This is a genomic window from Citrobacter sp. S39 (assembly GCF_009495675.1).
GTDB lineage: Bacteria > Pseudomonadota > Gammaproteobacteria > Enterobacterales > Enterobacteriaceae > Citrobacter > Citrobacter freundii.
In genome coordinates, this window is record NZ_CP045555.1 from 3,167,477 (window position 1) to 3,189,189 (window position 21,713).

At 48.3% G+C, this 21,713-nt stretch carries 23 protein-coding genes, 1 pseudogene and 1 other annotated feature; of the genes and pseudogenes, 7 read left to right on the forward strand and 17 right to left on the reverse strand.

Annotation, left to right across the window (positions count from 1 at the left end):
• Nucleotides 1-159: 159 nt before the first annotated feature.
• The 3 genes and pseudogenes from GFB57_RS15095 to GFB57_RS15105 all read right to left on the reverse strand — a co-directional run.
• Nucleotides 160-699, reverse strand: a complete 540-nt coding sequence (locus tag GFB57_RS15095) for a septation protein A (RefSeq protein WP_003020667.1) — start codon at nucleotides 697-699, stop codon at nucleotides 160-162.
• Between the two features lie 54 nt (nucleotides 700-753).
• Nucleotides 754-1,497, reverse strand: a complete 744-nt coding sequence (locus GFB57_RS15100) for a YciC family protein (RefSeq protein ID WP_003020663.1) — start codon at nucleotides 1,495-1,497, stop codon at nucleotides 754-756.
• Between the two features lie 28 nt (nucleotides 1,498-1,525).
• Nucleotides 1,526-1,612, reverse strand: a pseudogene (locus GFB57_RS15105) (YkgJ family cysteine cluster protein); the annotation flags it as partial.
• A gap of 283 nt (nucleotides 1,613-1,895) precedes the next feature.
• Between GFB57_RS15105 and ompW the strand changes: the two are divergent.
• A complete protein-coding gene (ompW, locus tag GFB57_RS15110) occupies nucleotides 1,896-2,549 on the forward strand; it encodes an outer membrane protein OmpW (RefSeq protein WP_003020660.1) in 654 nt (217 codons plus the stop codon).
• Nucleotides 2,550-3,117: 568 nt separating this feature from the next.
• On the forward strand, nucleotides 3,118-3,834 hold the full coding sequence (locus tag GFB57_RS15115; RefSeq protein WP_003020658.1) for a YebC/PmpR family DNA-binding transcriptional regulator: 717 nt from the start codon (nucleotides 3,118-3,120) through the stop codon (nucleotides 3,832-3,834).
• Nucleotides 3,835-3,906: 72 nt separating this feature from the next.
• Here the strand turns inward: GFB57_RS15115 and GFB57_RS15120 are convergent, their stop codons facing one another.
• Nucleotides 3,907-4,344: a hypothetical protein gene (locus GFB57_RS15120; RefSeq protein WP_230472373.1), complete on the reverse strand. Its 438-nt coding sequence runs from the start codon at nucleotides 4,342-4,344 to the stop codon at nucleotides 3,907-3,909.
• Between the two features lie 260 nt (nucleotides 4,345-4,604).
• Between GFB57_RS15120 and GFB57_RS15125 the strand changes: the two genes are divergently transcribed.
• The gene (locus GFB57_RS15125) at nucleotides 4,605-4,880 is read left to right on the forward strand and encodes a hypothetical protein (RefSeq protein WP_003020652.1); all 276 of its coding nucleotides are present in this window, start codon (nucleotides 4,605-4,607) and stop codon (nucleotides 4,878-4,880) included.
• Nucleotides 4,881-5,066: 186 nt separating this feature from the next.
• On the forward strand, nucleotides 5,067-6,551 hold the full coding sequence (locus tag GFB57_RS15130; RefSeq protein WP_003020649.1) for a GGDEF domain-containing protein: 1,485 nt from the start codon (nucleotides 5,067-5,069) through the stop codon (nucleotides 6,549-6,551).
• A 6-nt stretch (nucleotides 6,552-6,557) separates the two neighbouring features.
• Here GFB57_RS15130 and trpA read toward each other — a convergent pair whose 3' ends face one another.
• From trpA to trpL, 6 genes are all read right to left on the reverse strand, one after another.
• On the reverse strand, nucleotides 6,558-7,364 hold the full coding sequence (gene trpA / locus GFB57_RS15135; RefSeq protein WP_003020647.1) for a tryptophan synthase subunit alpha: 807 nt from the start codon (nucleotides 7,362-7,364) through the stop codon (nucleotides 6,558-6,560).
• Nucleotides 7,364-8,557 (reverse strand): tryptophan synthase subunit beta, encoded by a 1,194-nt coding sequence (gene trpB / locus GFB57_RS15140; protein ID WP_003020645.1) that lies wholly within the window; start codon nucleotides 8,555-8,557, stop codon nucleotides 7,364-7,366. The genes trpA and trpB overlap by 1 nt, the downstream gene beginning before the upstream one ends.
• Nucleotides 8,558-8,567: 10 nt before the next feature.
• Nucleotides 8,568-9,926, reverse strand: a complete 1,359-nt coding sequence (gene trpCF, locus GFB57_RS15145; RefSeq protein ID WP_003020643.1) for a bifunctional indole-3-glycerol-phosphate synthase TrpC/phosphoribosylanthranilate isomerase TrpF — start codon at nucleotides 9,924-9,926, stop codon at nucleotides 8,568-8,570.
• A 3-nt stretch (nucleotides 9,927-9,929) separates the two neighbouring features.
• The gene (gene trpD / locus GFB57_RS15150; RefSeq protein ID WP_003020639.1) at nucleotides 9,930-11,525 is read right to left on the reverse strand and encodes a bifunctional anthranilate synthase glutamate amidotransferase component TrpG/anthranilate phosphoribosyltransferase TrpD; all 1,596 of its coding nucleotides are present in this window, start codon (nucleotides 11,523-11,525) and stop codon (nucleotides 9,930-9,932) included.
• The gene (locus tag GFB57_RS15155) at nucleotides 11,525-13,087 is read right to left on the reverse strand and encodes an anthranilate synthase component 1 (protein ID WP_003020636.1); all 1,563 of its coding nucleotides are present in this window, start codon (nucleotides 13,085-13,087) and stop codon (nucleotides 11,525-11,527) included. The genes trpD and GFB57_RS15155 overlap by 1 nt, the downstream gene beginning before the upstream one ends.
• Nucleotides 13,088-13,110: 23 nt before the next feature.
• Nucleotides 13,111-13,205 (reverse strand) — a sequence feature (Trp leader region).
• On the reverse strand, nucleotides 13,182-13,226 hold the full coding sequence (gene trpL, locus GFB57_RS15160) for a trp operon leader peptide (RefSeq protein ID WP_191229385.1): 45 nt from the start codon (nucleotides 13,224-13,226) through the stop codon (nucleotides 13,182-13,184). It overlaps the preceding feature by 24 nt.
• A 135-nt stretch (nucleotides 13,227-13,361) precedes the next feature.
• Between trpL and rnm the strand changes: the two genes are divergently transcribed.
• From rnm to GFB57_RS15175, 3 genes are all read left to right on the forward strand, one after another.
• Nucleotides 13,362-14,240, forward strand: coding sequence for an RNase AM (gene rnm / locus GFB57_RS15165; protein WP_003020630.1), 879 nt, complete (start codon nucleotides 13,362-13,364; stop codon nucleotides 14,238-14,240).
• Complete coding sequence (locus tag GFB57_RS15170; protein ID WP_003020628.1) at nucleotides 14,237-14,857, forward strand: L-threonylcarbamoyladenylate synthase; 621 nt, start codon at nucleotides 14,237-14,239, stop codon at nucleotides 14,855-14,857. Before rnm ends, GFB57_RS15170 begins: the two co-directional genes overlap by 4 nt.
• A gap of 412 nt (nucleotides 14,858-15,269) precedes the next feature.
• On the forward strand, nucleotides 15,270-16,655 hold the full coding sequence (locus GFB57_RS15175) for an HNH endonuclease signature motif containing protein (RefSeq protein WP_290366829.1): 1,386 nt from the start codon (nucleotides 15,270-15,272) through the stop codon (nucleotides 16,653-16,655).
• A 15-nt stretch (nucleotides 16,656-16,670) separates the two neighbouring features.
• On the opposite strand, the gene GFB57_RS15180 is transcribed toward GFB57_RS15175, so the two are convergent.
• From GFB57_RS15180 to GFB57_RS15210, 7 genes are all read right to left on the reverse strand, one after another.
• The gene (locus GFB57_RS15180) at nucleotides 16,671-17,111 is read right to left on the reverse strand and encodes a hypothetical protein (RefSeq protein WP_213327752.1); all 441 of its coding nucleotides are present in this window, start codon (nucleotides 17,109-17,111) and stop codon (nucleotides 16,671-16,673) included.
• A 19-nt stretch (nucleotides 17,112-17,130) separates the two neighbouring features.
• Entirely contained in the window at nucleotides 17,131-17,967 is an 837-nt protein-coding gene (locus tag GFB57_RS15185; RefSeq protein WP_290366830.1) for a DUF4393 domain-containing protein, read from the reverse strand.
• A 282-nt stretch (nucleotides 17,968-18,249) separates the two neighbouring features.
• On the reverse strand, nucleotides 18,250-18,807 hold the full coding sequence (locus tag GFB57_RS15190) for a recombinase family protein (RefSeq protein WP_213327750.1): 558 nt from the start codon (nucleotides 18,805-18,807) through the stop codon (nucleotides 18,250-18,252).
• Between the two features lie 145 nt (nucleotides 18,808-18,952).
• Nucleotides 18,953-19,345 (reverse strand): hypothetical protein, encoded by a 393-nt coding sequence (locus tag GFB57_RS15195; protein WP_213327749.1) that lies wholly within the window; start codon nucleotides 19,343-19,345, stop codon nucleotides 18,953-18,955.
• Nucleotides 19,346-19,730: 385 nt separating this feature from the next.
• Complete coding sequence (locus GFB57_RS15200; RefSeq protein ID WP_290366831.1) at nucleotides 19,731-20,954, reverse strand: DUF5906 domain-containing protein; 1,224 nt, start codon at nucleotides 20,952-20,954, stop codon at nucleotides 19,731-19,733.
• Between the two features lie 117 nt (nucleotides 20,955-21,071).
• Nucleotides 21,072-21,278, reverse strand: coding sequence for a hypothetical protein (locus GFB57_RS15205; protein WP_043876083.1), 207 nt, complete (start codon nucleotides 21,276-21,278; stop codon nucleotides 21,072-21,074).
• On the reverse strand, nucleotides 21,275-21,709 hold the full coding sequence (locus GFB57_RS15210; RefSeq protein ID WP_213327747.1) for a hypothetical protein: 435 nt from the start codon (nucleotides 21,707-21,709) through the stop codon (nucleotides 21,275-21,277). The genes GFB57_RS15205 and GFB57_RS15210 overlap by 4 nt, the downstream gene beginning before the upstream one ends.
• Nucleotides 21,710-21,713: the final 4 nt, after the last annotated feature.

Consider the following 21,713-nt stretch of genomic DNA (forward strand, 5'->3'; position numbering starts at 1 on the left):
ACCGACTATAGAGAAAGATTACAGGCGCGATGCTACTAGAATTTGTGCGTTGAGAACAGAGGGGATGCGGCATGCAGAGCAGATGTAAGTCAGGTTGTCAGCTCTATGGAACGCGAGGGGATAAAAATTCGCCAGATCCGCAGATCTGGCGAGCATGTATTACGATTTATCTTCTTGCGGCAGATGACGGTAAATATAGACCCCACTCAGCAGCGTAAAGAATAAAGTCAGGGCGGTCAGGCCGAACACTTTGAAGTTGACCCAAATGTTCTGCGGTAGCCAAAATGCAATATAGATATTCGCCAGACCACACAGGATGAAAAAGACTGCCCAGGCTAAATTTAGTTTCGACCACACTGGCTGCGGCAGGGTCAGTTCTTTACCTAACATGCGCTGGATCAGCGGCTTTTTCATCACCCACTGGCTTACCAGCAATGCACCAGCAAACAGCCCGTAAATCACCGTTACTTTCCACTTAATGAATTCATCGTTGTGGAAAAAAATAGTCAGGCCACCAAATACGGCCACCAGGACAAAGGTGATTAACGCCATCTTCTCGACCTTGCGATAGCGAACCCAGCTGTAAATCAACACTACAGCCGTCGCGACAATCAGCGCCGAGGTCGCCGCATAGATGTCGTAAAGCTTATAAAAAGCAAAAAAGACAACCAGCGGTAAAAAATCAAGAAACTGCTTCATTCTTCGATTCCGTCATCAAAAGCACCGGGTACAAGCCCGGAATGCGTTCAGGGTTTATTGGCGAATCAGCATGTACAGGCGGAACAAATAGATCAGCAACACCGCGGAGATCATATTGCTCAGCGTATTCGCCAATACCGCGCCTACATTCGGCGTAAGTACTGCAAAACTTGGCGCAAAAAGCAACAGCAGCGTTTTTGCCAGCAACCAACCGATTACTGCCGGCGCAACCAGTCGCATATTCGACCACGCCAGACGCATACTGTTGCGCATCGCGGCAAAGACACCCATTTTGTCCTGTACCAACATCACAGGTGCGAGTGCCAGCAGGATGGCCAGCAGAATACCGGGAACAACAACCAGCATAATACCGATTTGCACCAGCAGAGTAGTCAAAAAAATCAGAATAAACAGCTTTGGCAACACTGGCGCACTGGCGCCGATGGCACGTAATGCGCTGACCCGATGACCTGCTGAAATCAGCTGAATCATCAGGATGACACCACCGGCGAGGATGGCATTACCAATCAGACCGGAAAACGTAGACGCCGCGGAAGCGCGTAGCAAAATTTGCTGTTGCTCCGGGGTCATGTTTTGCACCAGATCGAACAACCCCACGCTGCTGGTTAACTGATCGCCTTCACTGAGTTGCGCAATTTGTGCGTCAGTGGGGGAAAAGGCATGCCCTAACACCACTGTGATAAACGCGCACAACAACGATACCAGCAAGATGGTAATGAATTGATTACGGAAAAAGTTTCCCGTGTCACGGTAAACGGATTTCGCCGTGATAGACATGCACTCTCCTTGAGTTTTGCAGGTGTTCATTTGCGGGCAATTGTACCCTGGATAACTCTACAGTGGCAGCATCGCGCGATGTATGGAAAAGCATATCTTTGTAAAGCTGCGGTAATTTTTGGCTATGACTTCAGCGTCGTGCATGAACGCTGTTTGTTATCTGCGCATCGCGTGCAGATAACAATCACCCATCAGCAATGAGCAGGAGGTACTTGCACATTGAAAATATATCAAAATTGATCTGAATTAATTTAACCAGGATTTTGAATGCAAGTTCTAACTTAATCTGGATCAATAAATGTTAAATTATCAAAGTCAATGTGATCCATGTTAGATCATTTATTACTCCAAAGTAGGTATATTCATTCCGCTTTTATAACCATAACGATGGAGCGGACATGAAAAAATTAACAGTTGCAGCATTGGCTTTAACAACTCTTCTCTCTGGTAACGCATTTGCGCATGAAGCTGGAGAGTTCTTTATTCGTGCAGGTTCAGCCACCGTCAGGCCGACGGAAGGTGCAGGTGGTACGCTGGGCAGCTTAGGTGGCTTTGATGTCAGCAATAACACGCAGTTGGGTCTGACATTTACCTACATGGCAACCGACAATATCGGTGTTGAATTACTGGCGGCTACGCCGTTCCGCCATAAAATTGGTACTGCAGCAACGGGTGATATTGCCACCGTACATCATTTGCCGCCGACGTTAATGGCACAGTGGTACTTCGGTAACTCCAGCAGTAAACTGCGTCCGTACGTAGGTGTTGGTGTGAACTACACGACCTTCTTCGATGAAGGCTTTAACGATAACGGTAAAGAAACAGGATTATCGGACCTGAGTCTGAAAGATTCCTGGGGTGCAGCAGGGCAAGTCGGTATGGACTATCTGATTAACCGCGACTGGCTGATTAACATGTCGGTCTGGTACATGGATATCGATACTACTGCGAAGTACAAATCTAATGGTGCTGTTCTGCCGCAAGCCCGTTATAGCGACAGTGTACGCCTCGATCCGTGGGTGTTTATGTTCTCTGCGGGTTATCGTTTTTAAGTTCTTCTGCAAAACTCCTCTGCAAAACTGGTCATCAAATGACCAGTTTTTTCCATTCTTTTCCACGCGTATTGTTGTTTTGACCAGCCGTAGTCAACTGAGTCACGTGTGCTTCTGAATACATCAGTCAGAGATGCTGGTTGTACCGCTCCACCCATTTAGCATTTCCCTTTGTTGGAGTGGTGGAGTAAATATAGGCTAAGTATCTTGTCCCGGTACTAAACGAACACACTATCAAATAAGGCGCAGTGCAAGATGACTTGTAGCGCTCTCTTTAAGCAGTACCGCGGTAACTTTAATAGCCAGTGTGTTTATCTGGAATATCGCTTTTGTTTCTATTCTCTTATGCATTATTACTGCGGCTCATTTATTACGTACAAAAAAGAACCTGCAGATAATCAGGGGATAACTTATCCAAAATGTTAACTATTGATAAAATTAAAGTAACATATCGTAAAATTTGGATATTTTATTTTTCATGGACTAAGGTTTATACATCATGATATAATGTAATGGCAGATTATTTACCATTCAATAATGTAAATGAATTTTCGAGGAGATCATTCCAGTGGGACGTAAGTGGGCAAATATTGTTGCTAAAAAAACAGCTAAAGACGGTGCAACGTCTAATGTATATGCAAAATTCGGTGTAGAAATTTATGCTGCTGCTAAACAAGGCGAACCAGACCCAGAATTAAATACATCTTTAAAATTCGTTATTGAACGTGCGAAACAAGCTCAGGTTCCAAAACACGTTATTGATAAAGCCATTGATAAAGCCAAAGGCGGCAGCGATGAAACGTTCGTGCAAGGGCGTTATGAAGGCTTTGGTCCCAGTGGCTCACTGATTATCGCTGAAACATTGACTTCAAACGTTAACCGTACGATTGCTAATGTCCGCTCAATTTTTAATAAAAAAGGCGGGAATATCGGAGCGGCGGGTTCTGTCAGCTATATGTTTGACAATACCGGAGTAATTGTATTTGAAGGGACAGACCCTGACCATATTTTTGAAATTCTGCTTAATGCTGAAGTAGATGTTCGTGATGTAACCGAGGAAGAAGGAAACATCGTTATTTATACTGAATCTACAGATCTTCATAAAGGCATTGCAGCTCTAAAAGCAGCAGGAATTACTGAGTTCTCAACCACAGAATTAGAAATGATTGCTCAATCAGAAATTGAACTTTCACCAGAAGATTTAGAAGTCTTTGCAGGGCTTGTTGATGCTCTTGAAGATGACGATGATGTTCAAAAAGTATATCATAACGTTGCAAATCTCTAATGATAGATTAAAGAAATCTGTCATTATGGCAGATTTTTTTAACTCATAAAGTTGTAATGAGTGCACTATTTATTACAAACTCGGATATTTTCCATCATCATCAACTAAAAATATCTGAGATAGATACCAGGTATCATTCTCTTTGGACAATTGATATTCATAAATAGGTGAATAATACTGCCTCGATAATCTGGTCGTCACGGTCGCTACTTTTTCAGAAATCTGAACCGATATGATGTTCTCTTGCTCAGGATCATGACTAGACTCAGAACCAAAAGCTATAGGCTCGCCCTGAAAACCAGGTTTTGTATATTTATTCAAAAGCTCATTCCAACCCTTCTGGGCCAGGAGCATAACTTCTTGCTTTCTGTAGTTCTGATTTCTCTGAAATGACTGGTCATTCCAATATTTATAATCCCTCTGGAAAGCGGTGATTACCTGTTCCGGAGTATTTGCCAGTATGTCCCCAGCGCTTAAAAATCCAACGCTTAACATAACTAATTTAATCAACAGATGTCTCAACAAGTTCACCCATATTTGGCATGCTTTCCTTCAGTGTCTCGCAAAGGACTTTTTGAAGTCAACTTCATTAATGGTTGCACAACCAAAACGACTGAACTGTATAGATTCCGGGCATACCGGCCCGTGGTTAGCAACCAGGAAAAATTCCTCTCGTTCTTCATTTAAAAAATTCTGGGGAAAACATCCTGCCTTTCTCCCCTTTGATGTAGTGCTACTCTTTAAGCAAACCAACTTTGAGGGGATTGCTGATGATGTTGACCCGCCATCTGCTACAGCAAAAAATCACACTTCTGGAACCGTTCTACGAGGATCAAACGGCAGCGTTTGCCGTGAGTGTTGCACGTGAATTATTGCTTTACATGGATAAAACTGAGGCGCTGGAGAAACTTATTGCGACTCCGGTTACACTACCTTATTGCAGCGCAAGTCCGGTTTGTGAGATTGAGGCGGGCTATGCCGCAGGCGTAAACGACTGCCGCGAGGCCATCCGGCGGGCAGGGTATCCTATCGAAGGTGATGATTAGTTTGCGCTTATGTTAACAAATATGTGCTTTTATTGTATAAATCTGTAACCTAAGCGCGCGATTGCGGGCTACATCAACGTACCTGCTTCGGAGTGGCAAACATCCTCTATCAACGTACAACGCTGTTATGCAACAACATAAACGGGTAACCGATTTGGCAATACTGTTAACTATCAGGGTGGACTCGTGAAGATTGTGCAGGATAAGCTCAGAAACAGGCAGGCTCTGCTGGTATCCGGGCTCATTACGTTGATTTTTACCTCGTTGTTTCTGTTTATCATTTATGAACAGCGTATGGCTGCCGCCAGTGAAGGCGTTAGCCGCCTGCAAGCTCACATGTTGGACATTTTTAACGATAATGAACTGATTGCCGATGCGATTGGCGAGCGTTATTACCACATCAAAACCGGCGAACAGTGTGGTGTTATGGCGCAGTTTGTTCCGCGAAACAAAGATGAATGGGGAATTAACGCCGACCCAAAGCGGGTTCATTCTGCAACGGGGACGATTATTGCTCAGCAACCCAGCCATAATGCGCTGTGTATGTATACTGCGGCGGAGTTCATTCGCGGAATGGTTAATGAGCTAAATCCAGGCAGCTTCGATGCGCACCGTTACATTATCGCCAGCAATTCAGATTATTTTTATTGGTTTATGGCTTCTGACTCGCGCAATTTCAGTTTTTCTGACTCCGAAATGGCGATGGATATAACGCATTTTTTCTATCCGCCCACCGATTTCTATACCCGGTTGTTGCAAAAAAACGTCAAAAATAAAGCTCTCAGTTCAACAAACTTCTATACCGATAAAATTACCGGTGAAAAAGCCTACAGCGTAGTGAGCTATATCTACGATCTGTCGGGTAAGGAGATATCAGACCAAATCGTTGCCTATCTGGTCTATGATCATTCGAAGCCTGAGCTGCAGGAAGCGTTAGCCGAGGCGTTTGATAATCAAATCCTTCCCGGATTGAACGTGGAGTTAGTGAATCTGACCAACAAAGAGAGCCTCTGCTTATCCGGCAAATGTGCGGGGCAATCCAGCTATTTGGTGCGCAATTTTTCGGAGAAATATGCGCTGCACTATTCGCTTTCATTAGGCCGTTTTATGGCGCGCGATACACATGCCGGGATTGTTATCCTGCTGGCGCCGTTCTTTTTCATCATCATTAGCTTCTCGTTAAAGTCATGGCTAAACGAAAGCGACCTCAAGGTTTATATCGATACTCTAACCGGCTGTTTTAACCGCCGAATACTCGACATTATCAAGCGTCGGGATTTATCACACTGTTCGGTGGTGCTACTGGACTGCAATAAATTTAAGGCCGTCAATGATACCTGGGGCCACGCGGCAGGCGATCGCGCGTTGCAAATTATCGCCAACAGGATGCTGTCAAACACCCGCACCAGCCACGATATTGTGATTCGTACCGGCGGGGATGAATTTATGATCCTGCTGTTTCGATCGCAGGCAACTGACGCCATAGCAATCGCGCAACGTATTAGCGGGCAGGTGACCAGTCATGTGTTTGTGGTGGATGGGCATACCGTGCCATTGTCAGTATCGTGGGGAATTGCAGAGGTGAACGGTGAACTGGATGTGGCCATTCAGAATGCGGATAGCGCTATGTATAGAATGAAGCTGAAACCGCCAGACGTCTCTGGCGGTTGATTTAACTTACTGGTGGGTGGCGGCTTTCATCGTGCTGACAAACGCTTTCAGCTCAGCCAGCATCTGTTCCGGTGCCGCAACATTTTTCTCAATGATTTTCACAATTGCCGAGCCGGAAATTGCACCGGCAGCACCGGCTTCAATAGCTCCGGCTACCTGTTCAGGCGCAGAGATACCGAAGCCCTGTAAAGAAGGCGGAGCATCATATTGTTTCAGCTTTTCAACCAAATGATGCAGCGGTAATGCCGCACGATTTTCGGCACCGGTCACGCCTGCACGTGAAAGCAGATAAGTGTAGCCACGACCGTAAGAGGCAATCTGGCGTAGCAGTTCTTCATCAGCGTTCGGCGGGCAGATGAAAATCGGTGCGATGTTGTGACGCAGTGCAGCAGTTCTGAATGGCGCAGACTCCTCAACAGGGACATCGGCTACCAACACAGAATCCACACCCACTTTTTCGCACTGGGCGTAAAACTCGTCAATGCCCTTGCTGAAGACCAGGTTGGCATACATCAGCAATCCAATGGGAATCGTCGGATGCTTCTGGCGAATCAGCGCCAGCATTTCAAAGCATTGCGATGGTGTGACGCCGGCGGCAAACGCACGCAGAGTGGCTTCCTGAATGGTTGGGCCATCGGCCAGCGGATCGGAGAACGGAATGCCGAGTTCAAGCGCGTCGGCACCAGCTTCAATCAGCGTATCAATGATTTTCAGTGACTGCTCAACAGACGGATCGCCCAGGGTTACGAAGGGGACAAAAGCACCTTCTTTGCGGTCCTTCAGCTGTGCAAACAGGTTTTCGTAACGTTCCATCAGATTTCCCCTCGCGCTTTCAGAATATCGTGTACGGTGAAAATGTCTTTGTCGCCGCGACCGGAGAGATTAACCACCAGTAACTGCTCTTTTTCCGGATTTTCACGCATCATTTTCAACGCGTGCGCCAGGGCATGGGAGGACTCCAGTGCCGGAATAATCCCCTCGTGCAGACACAGCGTTTTGAAGGCTTCCAGTGCTTCATCATCGGTTATTGAAACATAATCGGCGCGACCAATGCTGTTCAGGTACGCATGCTGTGGCCCGACCGACGGGAAATCGAGTCCGGCGGAAATAGAGTAAGACTCTTCAATCTGTCCTTCTTCGGTCTGCATCATCGGGGACTTCATGCCGAAGTAAATCCCGACACGACCATGTTTCAACGGCGCGCCGTGTTCTCCAGACTCAATCCCGTGACCGCCTGGCTCTACGCCAATCAAACCGACGCTGGTTTCATTAATAAAATCGGCGAACATACCGATGGCGTTAGAACCGCCACCCACGCAGGCGATAACGGCGTCCGGCAGACGACCTTCTTTTTCCAGAATCTGCGCCTTGGTTTCTTCACCGATCATCCGCTGGAACTCACGCACAATAGTCGGGAAGGGGTGCGGACCTGCCGCTGTACCGAGCATATAGTGCGCAGTATCGTAGCTGCCAGACCAGTCGCGCAGCGCTTCGTTACAGGCATCTTTCAGCGTTGCGGAACCGCTGTGAACGGGGATAACTTCTGCACCCATCAAACGCATACGGAAAACGTTCGGCGACTGACGTTCAACATCTTTCGCGCCCATGTAAATACGGCATTTCAACCCCAGTAGTGCGCTGGCGAGAGCAGATGCAACACCGTGCTGCCCCGCGCCTGTTTCGGCGATAATTTCCGTTTTACCCATGCGCTTCGCCAACAACGCCTGGCCCAGCACCTGGTTGGTTTTGTGCGCGCCGCCGTGCAGTAAATCTTCACGCTTGAGATACAGCGTCGTGTTGGTGCCTTGAGTAATGTTCTGGCACTTGGTCAGTGCGGTTGGGCGACCCGCATAGTTTTTCAGCAGGTCTGTAAACTGCGCCTGAAATTCAGGATCTTTTTGCGCGCTGACAAAAGCTTCTTCCAGCTGGCGCAGGGCAGGCATCAGAATCTGTGGCACATACATACCGCCAAATTCACCAAAATACGGATTGAGTAATGTTGTCATGTCCTTTTCCTTAATATGCGCGCAGCGTCTGAAAGACCGAAGCCAGAAGACGTGCATCTTTGATGCCCGGCTGTGACTCTACGCCAGAATTGAAATCGAGACCGGCACAGCCGGTTTTTGCCGCGTCAACGCAGTTATCTGCGCCCAGTCCGCCAGCCAGTAATACGTTATCCAGCGATTGTCCGCCTAAAAGTGACCAGTCGAAGCGTTGCCCGCTGCCGCCCTGACCGTTGTCGAATACGTATTTATCGACATGCTGATAATCCCGGGCTGGCAACTTATCGCTGACGCTGAGCGCCTTCCAGATTTGTACTTGTGCGGGTAGCGCATTGCGTAGCGCGTCTATGTAGGCTTGATCTTCGCTACCATGCAGTTGCACGGCAGTGAGTCCCAGAGCAGCCGTTGTTTCACGTACGTCGATAATATCTGTGTTGCGAAACACCCCGACATATTGCAGCGGCGCGCCGGTCATGACCTCTCGCGCTTGCTCAACGCTAACCGCGCGTGGCGATGTGGGTACAAAAATCAGTCCGCCATAAATCGCGCCGGATTTATACGCCGCGTTGGCATCCTGAGCCCGGGTTAAACCGCAGACTTTATTCTCGCCGAGCAGTACGCGACGCACGGCAGCGTGCAGATCATCATGCGACATCAGCGCGGAACCAATCAGAAAACCGTTGGCGAAGTGGCTGAGTTCGCGCACCTGTCCATAGGTGTTGATCCCGGACTCGCTGATGACGGTCACACCGTGGCCCAGTCGCGGCGCAAGCTGGCGGGTGCGATTCAAATCAATCGACAAGTCGCGTAAATCGCGGTTGTTGATACCAACGACTTTGGCACCCAGTGCGATAGCACGCTCCAGCTCTTCTTCGTTGCTGACTTCGGTCAGTACGCCCATTTTCAGGCTGTGGGCGACGGCGGCGAGTTGACGATATTGTTCATCATCGAGGACCGACAGCATCAACAAACAGGCGTCCGCCTGGTAGAAACGCGCCAGGTAAATCTGGTAAGGATCGATAATAAAGTCCTTACACAGAACAGGTTGCGGCGCGATGCGGCTGACGATAGGCAGGAAATCAAAACTGCCCTGGAAATATTTCTCATCGGTCAGTACGGAAATCGCGGAAGCATAATGTTTATATACGCCCGCAATCTGTGCCGGATCGAAGTCATCACGGATCACGCCTTTTGACGGAGATGCTTTTTTACATTCCAGAATAAAGGCGGTGCGCGCACCTTGCAGCGCATCGTAGAAATCACGAGAGCTGGGTTGAACATCATTTTGAAAGCTTGCCAGTGGTTGTTGCTGTTTGCGGGCTTCTACCCAAATCGCCTTGTCTGCGACAATTTTCGCTAAAACGGTTTGCATCATTTACCCTCTTGCTGCCAGTGCAGTGACACGGTCATAGGCCGCACCGCTGCGCAGTACATTAATCACGGTTTGCGCATTGGCTTTTAAATCTTCTTCACCGTGCAAGCGCATTAACATGGCGACATTCGCGGCAACAGCGGCTTCATGAGCGGCTTCACCTTTACCTTGTAACAAGCGACTAAGAATGTCACGGTTTTCTTCCGGCGTGCCGCCAGCCAGCTGTTCCTGGTGGTAAGGCGTCAGGCCAAAATCTTCTGCCGTCAGTTGATAACTCTTGATTTCCCCATCGTGCAGCTCTGCCACAATGGTCGGTGCATGCAGCGAAACTTCGTCCATGCCACCACTGTGCACTACGGCTGCCCGCTGATATCCGAGCACGCGCAGCGTTTCGGCAATCGGCAGCACCAGCTCCGGGCTGTAAACGCCGATCAGCGCCAGCGGCGGATGTGCCGGGTTAATCAACGGGCCGAGCACGTTAAACAGCGTGCGGGTTTTCAACTGCTGGCGTACCGGCATGGCATGGCGAAAACCGGTGTGGTATTTCGGCGCAAACAGAAAACACACGCCGAGATCGTCAAGCGCCTGACGTGATTTGTCGGCGTTCATATCCAGATTGATGCCAAATGCCGCTAACAAATCCGAAGAGCCTGACTTGCTGGAGACGCTGCGGTTGCCGTGTTTGGCAACTTTCAGTCCGCAAGCCGCTGCAACAAAGGCGCTCGCGGTAGAAATATTGATGCTGTTGCTGCCGTCGCCGCCGGTACCGACAATATCGGCAAACAGATAATCAGGACGCGGGAACGGAGCGGCGTTTTCCAGTAGCGCGGTTGCCGCACCGGCAATTTCATTCGGGTGTTCACCACGAATTTTCATGCTCACCAGCGCCGCAGCCAGTTGTTCCGGCTTCAGTTCACCGCGTACCACGGCAGAGAACAGCTGGTGGCTTTCCTGCTGGGACAGCGTTTGGGCCTGATACAGTTTCTCCAGAATTGGTTGCAACGTATTGGTTTGTTCAAGCTTCTGTTGCGCCCAGGCCAGCGTTTGTTCCAGCAAACGCGCGCCCTGGGTGGTCAGAATGGATTCCGGATGGAACTGGAAGCCGCAGACGCGATCGGTATCGTGACGCACCGCCATCACCATGCCGTTAAAGTGGGCGTTAATGGTTAATCCTGCCGGAACGTTGCTGCCAACCAGCGAATGATAGCGTGCCACCGGCAGCGGATTAGCCAGACCAGCAAACATTGCCTGACCGTCGTGTTCAATGCTGGACGCTTTGCCGTGCAGGATTTCTCCAGCCTGGCCCACATATCCACCATAGGCCTCAACAATGGCCTGATGTCCCAGACAAATGCCGATGATTGGCAGCTTGCCTCGCAGACGGGTTAACAGCTCCGGCATGCAACCTGCTTCGCTTGGCGCACCTGGGCCTGGAGAGAGCATCAGCACAGGATTTTTCATCGTTGCTAAGCGGTCAATCAACGTCTGGGCCGGAATATGGTTGCGGTAAATCACCACGTTGTGACCATTAGTACGCAGCTGATCCGCCAGGTTATAGGTAAAAGAGTCGATATTATCGAGCAGCAGAATGTCAGCCATTAGAAGGTCTCCTGTGCGTGGTGCGCGGTGGCGATAGCACGCAGAACCGCGCGCGCTTTATTACGGGTTTCATCGGCTTCAGACTGCGGTACAGAATCCAGAACAATTCCGGCACCGGCTTGTACGGTGGCAATACCGTCTTCCACGAGGGCGGAGCGAATGACAATACAAGTATCCAGATCGCCATGAGCCGTGAAGTAACCTACTGCGCCGCCGTAGCTACCACGGCGACGACCTTCTGCCTCGGCGATAAGCTGCATAGCGCGAACTTTTGGCGCTCCGCTTAACGTGCCCATATTCATACAGGCGCGGTAAGCGTGCAGCACATCCAGATCGCTACGCAGCTCGCCGACCACGCGCGAAACCAGGTGCATAACGAAGGAGTAACGATCGACTTTGGTGAGGTCAGCAACATAGCGGCTGCCAGGCGTACAGATGCGCGCCAGGTCGTTACGCGCAAGGTCAACCAGCATCAGGTGCTCAGAAAGCTCTTTATGGTCGGTACGCATTTCCAGCTCGATACGGCTGTCAAGGTCGCGGTCAAGCGAACCGTCCGCACGACGACCGCGCGGACGAGTGCCGGCAATCGGGTAGATCTCAATCTGGCGGCTGGTGGCATCGTATTTCAGCGAGCTTTCCGGGGAGGCGCCAAACAGCGTAAAATCGTTGTCCTGCATGAAAAACATGTATGGGCTGGGGTTACTTTTCTTCAGCACATAGTAGGCTGCCAGCGGTGACGGGCAGGGCAGCGAGAAACGGCGGGACGGAACCACCTGGAAAATTTCGCCCGCGCGAATCGCTTTTTGCATCCCACGCACCACGGCGCCAAACTCTTCATCGCTCTGATTGCATTCGCAGCGCATCTGCGGGACTTCAGTAACGGGCAGCGGCGGCGCAGGCTCGGTAAGCTGTTGGCTCAGCTGCGCCAGACGGGCGTTAAGACGCTGTTTCTCCGCATCATTGGGGGTAAAAACACTGGCCTGAATTCGGGTGCTTTTTTTCTGGTGGTCGATAACCATCAGCGTTTCTGCCAGATAGAAGCAGTAGTCAGGACAACGGTTGCCCGCTTCAAGCTGAGGTAAATCTTCAAAACCGGCAACCAGGTCGTAGGAAAACAGACCGCCGAAGAACATCGCTTCACGTTCTTGCACAGGAACATTCACCAGCCCCTGCAGTAAGCGAAAAGCATCAAATACGGAAAGAGAACATAAACGGGCGTCTTCATCCAACAGCGGGCTGACGGCAGGGAATCGCAGATGACGACCATTCGTCTGTTTTTCATTCTCAACGCCAGCGGGCAGGGCAGCATCCAGCAAGGGCAGCAGCGACGCGCCGTTTGTGGATAACGCCTGAATAGTGACAGTGTCACCGAGAGCGGTAATGCGCAATGCGCTGTCTACTAGCAGCAAGCTCTTCAGATCGTCTTTGCTGTCGATATCTGCAGATTCCAGCAGCAGCGTTGCCGGACGTGCGCCACACACCTGATGAAACAGCGATGTCGGATTTTCACGGTAGGCGGCATCGCAGGCAAGCAGTTCGAGTATCGGTTTTTGTGTTTGCATCGTTATTCTCATTAATTTTGTTCAAAAAAAAGCCCGCTCATTAGGCGGGCCGGGTATCTGGTTGCAAATTGCAGACGTAAGACACTGCCCGAAATCAGGAAGTGCGCCACCAACCGTGCAGAAAAAATGTTGCTTTCATTTCAGATACCTTCTTCATGTGAACTTGCGTACTAGTTAACTAGTTCGGTGGGATAAAGTCAACACCTGATTTCAGTATATTTGCCGAAACCGCTATGATGGGCGTGTTACGACATTTATTGAAACGGGAGCCGCCTTGAGCGACACGAATTACGCAGTGATTTATGACCTGCATAGTCATACTACAGCCTCCGATGGGCGATTAACCCCAGAAGCCTTAGTACACCGTGCGGTAGAGATGCGAGTCGGTACACTGGCGATCACCGATCATGACACCACGGCGGGCATTGCAGCGGCAAGAGATGAAATTTCACGTTCGGGATTAGCGTTAAATTTGATCCCTGGTGTCGAGATATCAACTGTCTGGGAAAACCATGAGATCCATATAGTGGGTCTGAACATTGATATCGCCCATCCCATGATGTGCGATTTTCTGGCGCAACAAACGGAACGTCGTCAGCAGCGTGCGCGCCTGATTGCCGAACGACTCGACAAAGCGCATATCCCCGGCGCGTGGGAAGGGGCGTTGCGCCTGGCTGATGGCGGGGCGGTTACGCGGGGCCATTTTGCGCGTTTCCTGGTGGAATGTGGCAAAGCCACAACCATGGCGGATGTCTTTAAAAAATATCTTGCCCGTGGGAAAACCGGTTACGTTCCGCCACAGTGGTGTACAATAGAACAAGCTATTGATGTCATTCATCATTCTGGCGGTAAGGCTGTTCTGGCTCATCCTGGGCGGTACGATCTTAGCGCTAAGTGGCTGAAAAGACTGGTTGCACATTTTGCTGAACATCGCGGCGACGCGATGGAAGTAGCGCAGTGTCAGCAGTCTCCCAATGAACGCACCCATCTGGCGACGCTTGCGCGTCAGCATCAATTGTGGGCATCGCAAGGGTCTGATTTTCATCTACCCTGCCCATGGATTGAGTTGGGTCGTAAACTTTGGTTGCCCGCAGGCGTAGAAGGCGTCTGGCAACTTTGGGAGCAGCCCGAGATCACAGAGAGGAAAGTATGAGCCAGTTTTTTTATATTCATCCCGAAAACCCGCAGCAGCGCCTGATCAATCAGGCCGTTGAAATCGTGCGTAAAGGTGGGGTGATCGTCTATCCAACCGACTCCGGCTATGCGTTGGGCTGCAAAATTGAAGATAAAGGCGCAATGGAGCGCATTTGCCGCATCCGTCACCTGCCGGACGGGCACAACTTTACGCTGATGTGTCGTGACCTGTCTGAACTGTCGACCTATTCGTTTGTCGACAACGTGGCCTTCCGTTTAATTAAAAACAACACGCCGGGCAACTACACCTTCATCCTGAAGGGGACGAAAGAGGTTCCGCGCCGCTTGTTGCAAGAAAAACGTAAGACCATCGGCCTGCGTGTACCCTCAAACCCGATAGCACTGGCGCTGCTTGAAGCGCTGGGCGAGCCGATGCTCTCCACGTCACTGATGCTGCCGGGTAGCGAATTTACCGAGTCAGATCCGGAAGAAATTAAAGACCGCCTGGAGAAACAGGTGGATTTAATTATCCACGGCGGATATCTCGGCCAGCAGCCGACCACGGTCATTGATTTAACCGACGATTCTCCGGTGGTGTTGCGTGAAGGCGTCGGTGACGTTAAACCTTTCTTATAAGGGCGCGAACCGCTATACTACGCGGCCTTAAAATGGCGCTGACTGGCGCCGTTGATTCTCCTGTTCGACGCCTGTGAAGGCGCACAAGATAAATATTAAGTCATTTATAATCAATGATTTAATGTATTTCGGTTAGTGGTTGTTACCACCATGTGTGACAGCCATTAGCCGCATCTCGACTCTCATCATGCATGTACACCTTTCCCTGCCGTTCATGTCTTCGTTGGTACGGTCCAATACTCGGTATTAATACGGACAGACTTACTGGCTCGTCTTGTCTAAAATCTGTTAGTTGCGCATTGTATGCACCTTGGTTAACCTAAGATTAATCTGATGGCAGTGGTGGAGATGCGTGATGTACGAAGCTCTGTTAGCGGTTTGTATGGTAGATTTCAAGGAAGGGTAACTGCTGATGAAGAATAGTATTCTTGCTGATGCTTTGTTGAATGCTGCAAAAAATAGCGAACCTGAAAGCGCTATCACCAAACTTGTTGCATCAAGTGCTGGAGAACAGCAAAAACAAACCAAAAGAAAACTTCATGCTCAAGAAATGTCTCTACCTGAATTGATCAGGGTAAAAAATGAATACTCTGAAAAAATAAACGATCCGGTAACGTCTAATGAGAAGAAGAAAGAAATTTCAGAAATCATTAAATCACTTAATTACGAAATCAGGAATAGAACTAAGGATACGCCTGCACGAATCCTAAAGGAACCTCGCTCAATATTTAAGCAGGAAAGGAGAGTTGCCCGCGAAAATTATAGAAAATCTATTCAGGTTAGATCTTTCAAGAAAACTATCCCACCGAATCAGTTTACCATTAGCCATGAAAATCGTAGTTTCCTGCCATTGAATGAGAAGACTTTGGAGCGAGAAAGATTGCGTAAAGAGTTAATAGCCAAAGAAGCTCAGGCTGAGTTGGAGAGAATGGCTTTAATTTCTCGCGTCACGCATACTAAAATTATTCAAGAAGAAAGAGCTGATACGAGGAAAACATCACCTGTAAAGGTAATCACAAAATTAGATACCAATTCAATAACCAAAATTGAAGTGCCTGAATTTTATTTTAATAGCGAACTTTACAGTCAGTTGATAAGGACTATCCCTGTCACGCAAGCGTACAAGATCGCAAAAAGCCGTGAACTATCTTCAAAATATTACGAAAGTAAAGTTGAATCAGGTAAGTATACATATTTTAACACGCTCGCTTACTTAATCTCTTTAAGAGGTAAGAACGAAGCAGATGCGCGTGAAATAGCCAAGGAAAAAGGACAGTCTGAGAGGATTTTGTATGATTTTATCACAGTAGGGTATAAAATTTCTCTTGATCAAAAAGATTCTGGCGCGGTAAGAAAGAAACAAGAGAAAATTAGTTCCTATCCTGAGTTGGTTGATCTGAAATTAATTTCGAGTAATGTTCAGCGTACATTGCAGTTAAGAAGAATCAGTGACCAGCAAAATTTCCGAAGGAGAGTTGAGACCAACTTCAAAGGTAGATGTGCAGTCACGGGGCAGTCAATCCAATCTTTACTCCAAGCCTGTCATCTGGAGGATTACAGCTTTTCATGCAACATGGATACGAGTAATGGCATTCTTCTAACCTCAGATTGCCATCGAATGTTTGACAATGGCCAACTTGGAATAAATCCAGATACCTTAACTATACATTTTAATGTCAAATGTATTTATTCACAAATGTTCGAAGGTAAAATTATTGGTGATCATTCGTTATCACTGGATAAAGATAAATTAAGAAAAAAATGGGAACTATTCTTAAATACGAAGAAAGTGATTTGACTAAACTGCTATGTTTTAGAGAGTGTATGACACAGCCCAGAAAGCAAGCCCAATTATCATGACGATCCCTATTAGGTAAAATGCATTAATCGTATTTTTAGCTGCCTGAGTGTAGCCTTTTCCCTTTCCAACATTAACATGGCACCAATTATTGAAAGCCTGGTGATGCTTAAGTTTTGTCTCTGATGCGGTTTTGGTGAACTGACCACTACGGGGTTTGTATAGCAAAACCATATCTTCCACGATCACTGTAGCATCTGGTGGAAAATCTTGCGGAATGTCCTTCACCTTTTCAGGGTAGAGCTTGCGGAAATCTTCTGCTAATAGTTTCCGTTCTCCGTAGGCGTAAATTTCGTGTTGGCTTCCATACCATAACTCAATGTTGCTGAACCCACGGCGCACCATGTCATCAAGTTTCGGGGCTATCTTCTCGTATGTTTTAGAGATAGTGACCATTTAAAGCCCCTCAACATATTTAATTTGTTATCCCAACAACCGCTGCAAATTGTGCACCAAATGGGGTCCTTTTTATTAAACCTTTGCCAAGGTTTTTGGGGTAATCTGTGCCATATCCCAAATCATCCTTTAAGTATTCGTCCCTCTCTTTTAAGGTATCGTAGACTTGCTCTTGACCATCTAAGTGTAAATCATATTTAACTTCAATAAGCCCTAATCTGATCCAGTTCTCAATATATGATGGAATATTTTTATTATAAAATGGTTTATTATTACTGGTTATTGGCAATATGTGTGTATATCCTGCAATATAAGAAAGAGTGCCTTGTTTTTGATAGACTACTCTACCAATACATTTTGGTGCGTTGTTTGTCAAATATAGTTTTAACAAATGAGCTTCTAAGTTGGTCAGTTGTTTGATAATCTCAACAAATGCAGGATGCGTATCTTCTGCCGTGTCAGAGTTCATAGAAGAACTTATAAGGTTCAGATACATCTCTTTAAGATTAACCTCTTCGTGACAAAATGCTAACCCTTGCAAGGCAGGCCCAGCGATTGATGCCTTAGGTTCAACAATATTTTCTGCGGGAATAGATTGAGTTTTTTCTTCGAGATCTTTCTTAAATGCCTTTTCAAAATAGGCTTTGGCTTTATCAATCCCATAATTAACGGCAGCTAATGGTAACAGGCAATTTTTAACTGTTTTACTAATTATGACCGCCGATTCACCAAAGTTTTTAGAAGCTGTTACTGTATTTTCATCATTTTTAGCAAGTTCCATCAAATCTTTTGCAACCTGAGCTGTGACCGTCAAGGGCTGTGCGGATTGTGGATTTTCAGCTTTTTCATCAGACATTACGCATACCTATATTATGGGTAATCATTTGTGAAAGTATATTATCAAATGTCTTGAAGCATTTGCACTGTTTGTATGGTCAATGTTTCAAGACGTATGGTTGCTTTTCAAGATGCGCTATTGCTGGAGCTGCTTAATGAGGTTTGATATGGCATTCCCGGTTTTTACCCTCGCAATCCCCAAATATCAAGGGCATGGTGGAGGTTGTACGGTAGCGCATCGAGGAGTCACGGGCGCTGGTGGCCCCGGAACTGGTGATTGGTTGGCTACTTTCGCGGTTTGTTAGGCTGTGGCTTGTTCGGTCTTGATACGCTGGACGGTGCTGGTGGACACGTTGAAATCTTTCGCTATGGTTCGGATAGACTGACCAGCGGCAAGCGCAGACATAATCCCTAAGCGGTCAACCGCTGCGCCATTGCCGCGAGCGCCTTTGCGTCCCGCTGCTTTGGCTGCTGCGTATCCTTCTGCCTGACGTTCGAGGAGCTGCTCACGTTCCATTTGTGACATTGCGGCAAAGATGTTTAGCATCAGGTTGCTGGCGGCGTTGGCTTTTGCTCCTGCTGTAATTCCTTCCTTGTGGAACTGCACGGATGCCCCCTTGTCTTTCACCTGCTCGATAATGTCCAAAACATCACGAATGTTTCGCCCTAAGCGGTCGAGGCTGTGAACATGGATCACGTCATCTTCACGAACATAAGCGATCATCTCTTGGAGCTGTGGACGGTTGGCATTCTTGCCGCTCACTTTCTCTTCATACTTCTTATCGAGTGTCACGCCGTCGAGCTGGCGCTCTGTGTATTGTTTATCTGTACTCACTCGCACATAACCGATGTTAGCCATTTTGTTCTCCAATCCGTATCGAAATAGTGTGTATCGATTATTGTCGTATCGATTAAATAGATCAAGCTATTTCGCTACGATTTACAAGGGGTTTTGAGGGGGGAACGGCCCAGATCGGGGTGTGTCGAAGTAGTATGCTATTTCGCTACGCCTGATAGAACGTGTATTTGATGGCGTAGTTTTCTAATCGCCAGGGGAAACGGGAGTTGATTACAAAGTGGTTCCACTGATAGGAAATAAGTTCAGGGTCGCTGGTGGTTCGTTCCTCTGTTACGTCAACAACTTTTTCCCCGTCGCGGTGAGCTTCCCACTCACTGCGGTGGATGTAGTAGCCTGGGAGCCATTCGATGATTGGCGTATTAGGAATGATGCGAGGGAAATGGTCTGCGATGCTCTCAGCGCTTCGCGCCTCTGCTTTAAGCTGGTGCTCTTGCTGGATAGCTTCTCCTGCAAGCTGGCGTTCAACTTCGGCTAACCGCTGTGCTTTGCGTCCGTTCTGGAAAAAGTCTTCGTATACTGCGTTTCTGCGTCGTGCCACGTAATGGCCTCCTAAGTAGAAATTGTGATTATTTTTGAAGCCCTGGTGTTGTGCTGGGGCTCGCTGGGCGGGCATGTGTGCGGCTATACTCGCCGCCCGGATGGGGCGCGAGTACAAATTCGCTGTACGACTGATTTTAAGTTTCAGTTTTGAGAACTTGTTCAGCAGATCGCTACACCATGACGAACGTCACGGCGAGCGGCTGAAATGGGGCGGCTAATGCCTTGCGGGAAACTCTGTCTCCTCTCCCCGTTAGAAAACGGTGAAGTTGATAAAGATCTAAGAATACTTGATAAATAGCCCTGTTAGCCTTGTAGCCCTGATCAGGCCAGTGGCGGCGCGGATTTCAAAATACAGGGCTAAAACCATAGCCCTGTAGCCCTGATCACTGGGCCGGGTAATACTTATCAACAAACCAGGAGAGAACACTCTCCGGGATCTTGCTGCTGCCGTCCTGCGGCGCTTGATACCAGACTGATTTAAGCCCTGCGCGAGTGCTCACTCTGGCGCTCATGTACCCGTTATCACGTAGCCATTGACTCGCATCCTGTGGTCGTGGGAATGATGGGCAAGCGTCATGAAATGCCTGGAATGCAAACGCCGGATTTTCTCCGGTGAAGATCTCCGCTTCGTTCTGCTCTTCCGTGATGCTGGCTTGTTTCATACGCTCAAGTGCCAAACTGAACGGTGGGCGATACGGATTGAAGGATTCCAACGGGTAAGCCATTAGCCAGGCGTGTACGGCTTCCAGACCGCCTACGGCGAGCCAATCAACAAGACGGGCAATAAACTCTGCTGTTTCTTCCCTGTTCGCCCGGTGGCGTATGTAATGGGTGCAGTAATGGCGGCGATCATTCGCCTCCACTTCAATCGGACTCTCACTGTTGCTGAACGTGAAAAACCGGGTGTAAGTGGCTACCTTTCGAGGCTGCTCATACTTCCTGTTAATCTCGATCATCGGTTCAGTCTGGATGCTTTTTAACCGATCTGCCATGTTACGTCTGGCTGGCGGTGGGTCATCGAACAGGATCAGGATTGTACGGGCCATCGCATCATTGTGGACGCCCGTCAGGGTGCCGTAGTTGGAGTAAAGCGTTGTCTGGTGCATCAGGAGCGGCGAGAGGATTTGATTGAACAAAAAACCTTTGCCTGTCCCGGTATCACTCGGAATAACGATGTGCCAGCTTGGGCGCTGTTCCGGGTGCTGGAACATGTGCGCCATGTATGCGCTCACTGTGTCGCGGTCTGCCTGGTCAGGGAAGAGCCTCGCCAGATACTCAAGCCAGAGAGTCAGATCTGCGGCTGGTGTCTTGTCGCTGTGCCAGCGCCTGAACGTATTCAGGGTTCCATTCTGATCGATACCGTATGGCTTAGCCGGGTTGAAATCGTAAACTTTGATGAATGGAATGTGATCCCAAAGAAGGTTTAAATAATCCCGCCGCCACTTTCTACCAGTTGATAAATGGTATTCCCTTTCGAGAATGTCCAGACAGTGATTTGTATTCGTGGGGATGTGGTGGAGGAGTATTTTACCTTGAGCGCTGATAAACGCGTACTTTTCTGCTTGTAAATGGTCAATCAGTGGTCTTATTTGTTGCTTTTCTGTCATCAGTGCCCTCGTTCATAGCATTTCGTAAAGTTTTAATAATGAATGTTGGGCGGCTGTCCTCGCCCTTATTTGCATCAATCCAGCTGAGCACGTCGCGTGCAATAATGAGTTTCAACATTATTTGTTATCCTTAGTTTTGAAGATGTAGCCTTCGGAAAGTAACCACTGATAGAACTGACCAATGGTGATTTTATCTACTGCTTTGTCGAATAACTCTGGCTTGTTCAGTGGTTCGAGCTTGATTTCTGATTTCTGCATGTCCTGTTGCTGGTGGCTCCAATAGTGCTTTAACCAGGCTAAGGATTGTTGCGGGTTTTTGGTCATCGGTAATACTCCAGGTGGTGAAGTTGGTCAAAGCGGACGGCGTAATACACCGCAAATTGTTTTAAGATAATTCCGAAGTCATCTTCTTTGAGAAAGCCGTTCCTGCGGTCGAGCGCTGCGTCGTATAACTCATCGTACAGATCGCTATAATGACCGAAATAAACTTCCCACAAGAGCGGTGTGAAATCTTCACGATAGGCAATACCGGATAAGATCCGATTAAAATCGCCTTCAATGGCATTCGTCACCCGGTTCAGGATAAGGCGGCAATGTCCCGTTCTGTGGTCGTGGTCAATAACTGGATCTGTCAGTGGTGAGCCTGTTATGAAATCTTTCCCACCCTGCTCGGCGGTCATCATTTCGCGGTAGGCGCTGGCACTTTTCTGAGAGAGCTTCGACGGGTTGCGCTTCTGTGCATATTCTTCAAACATCCCC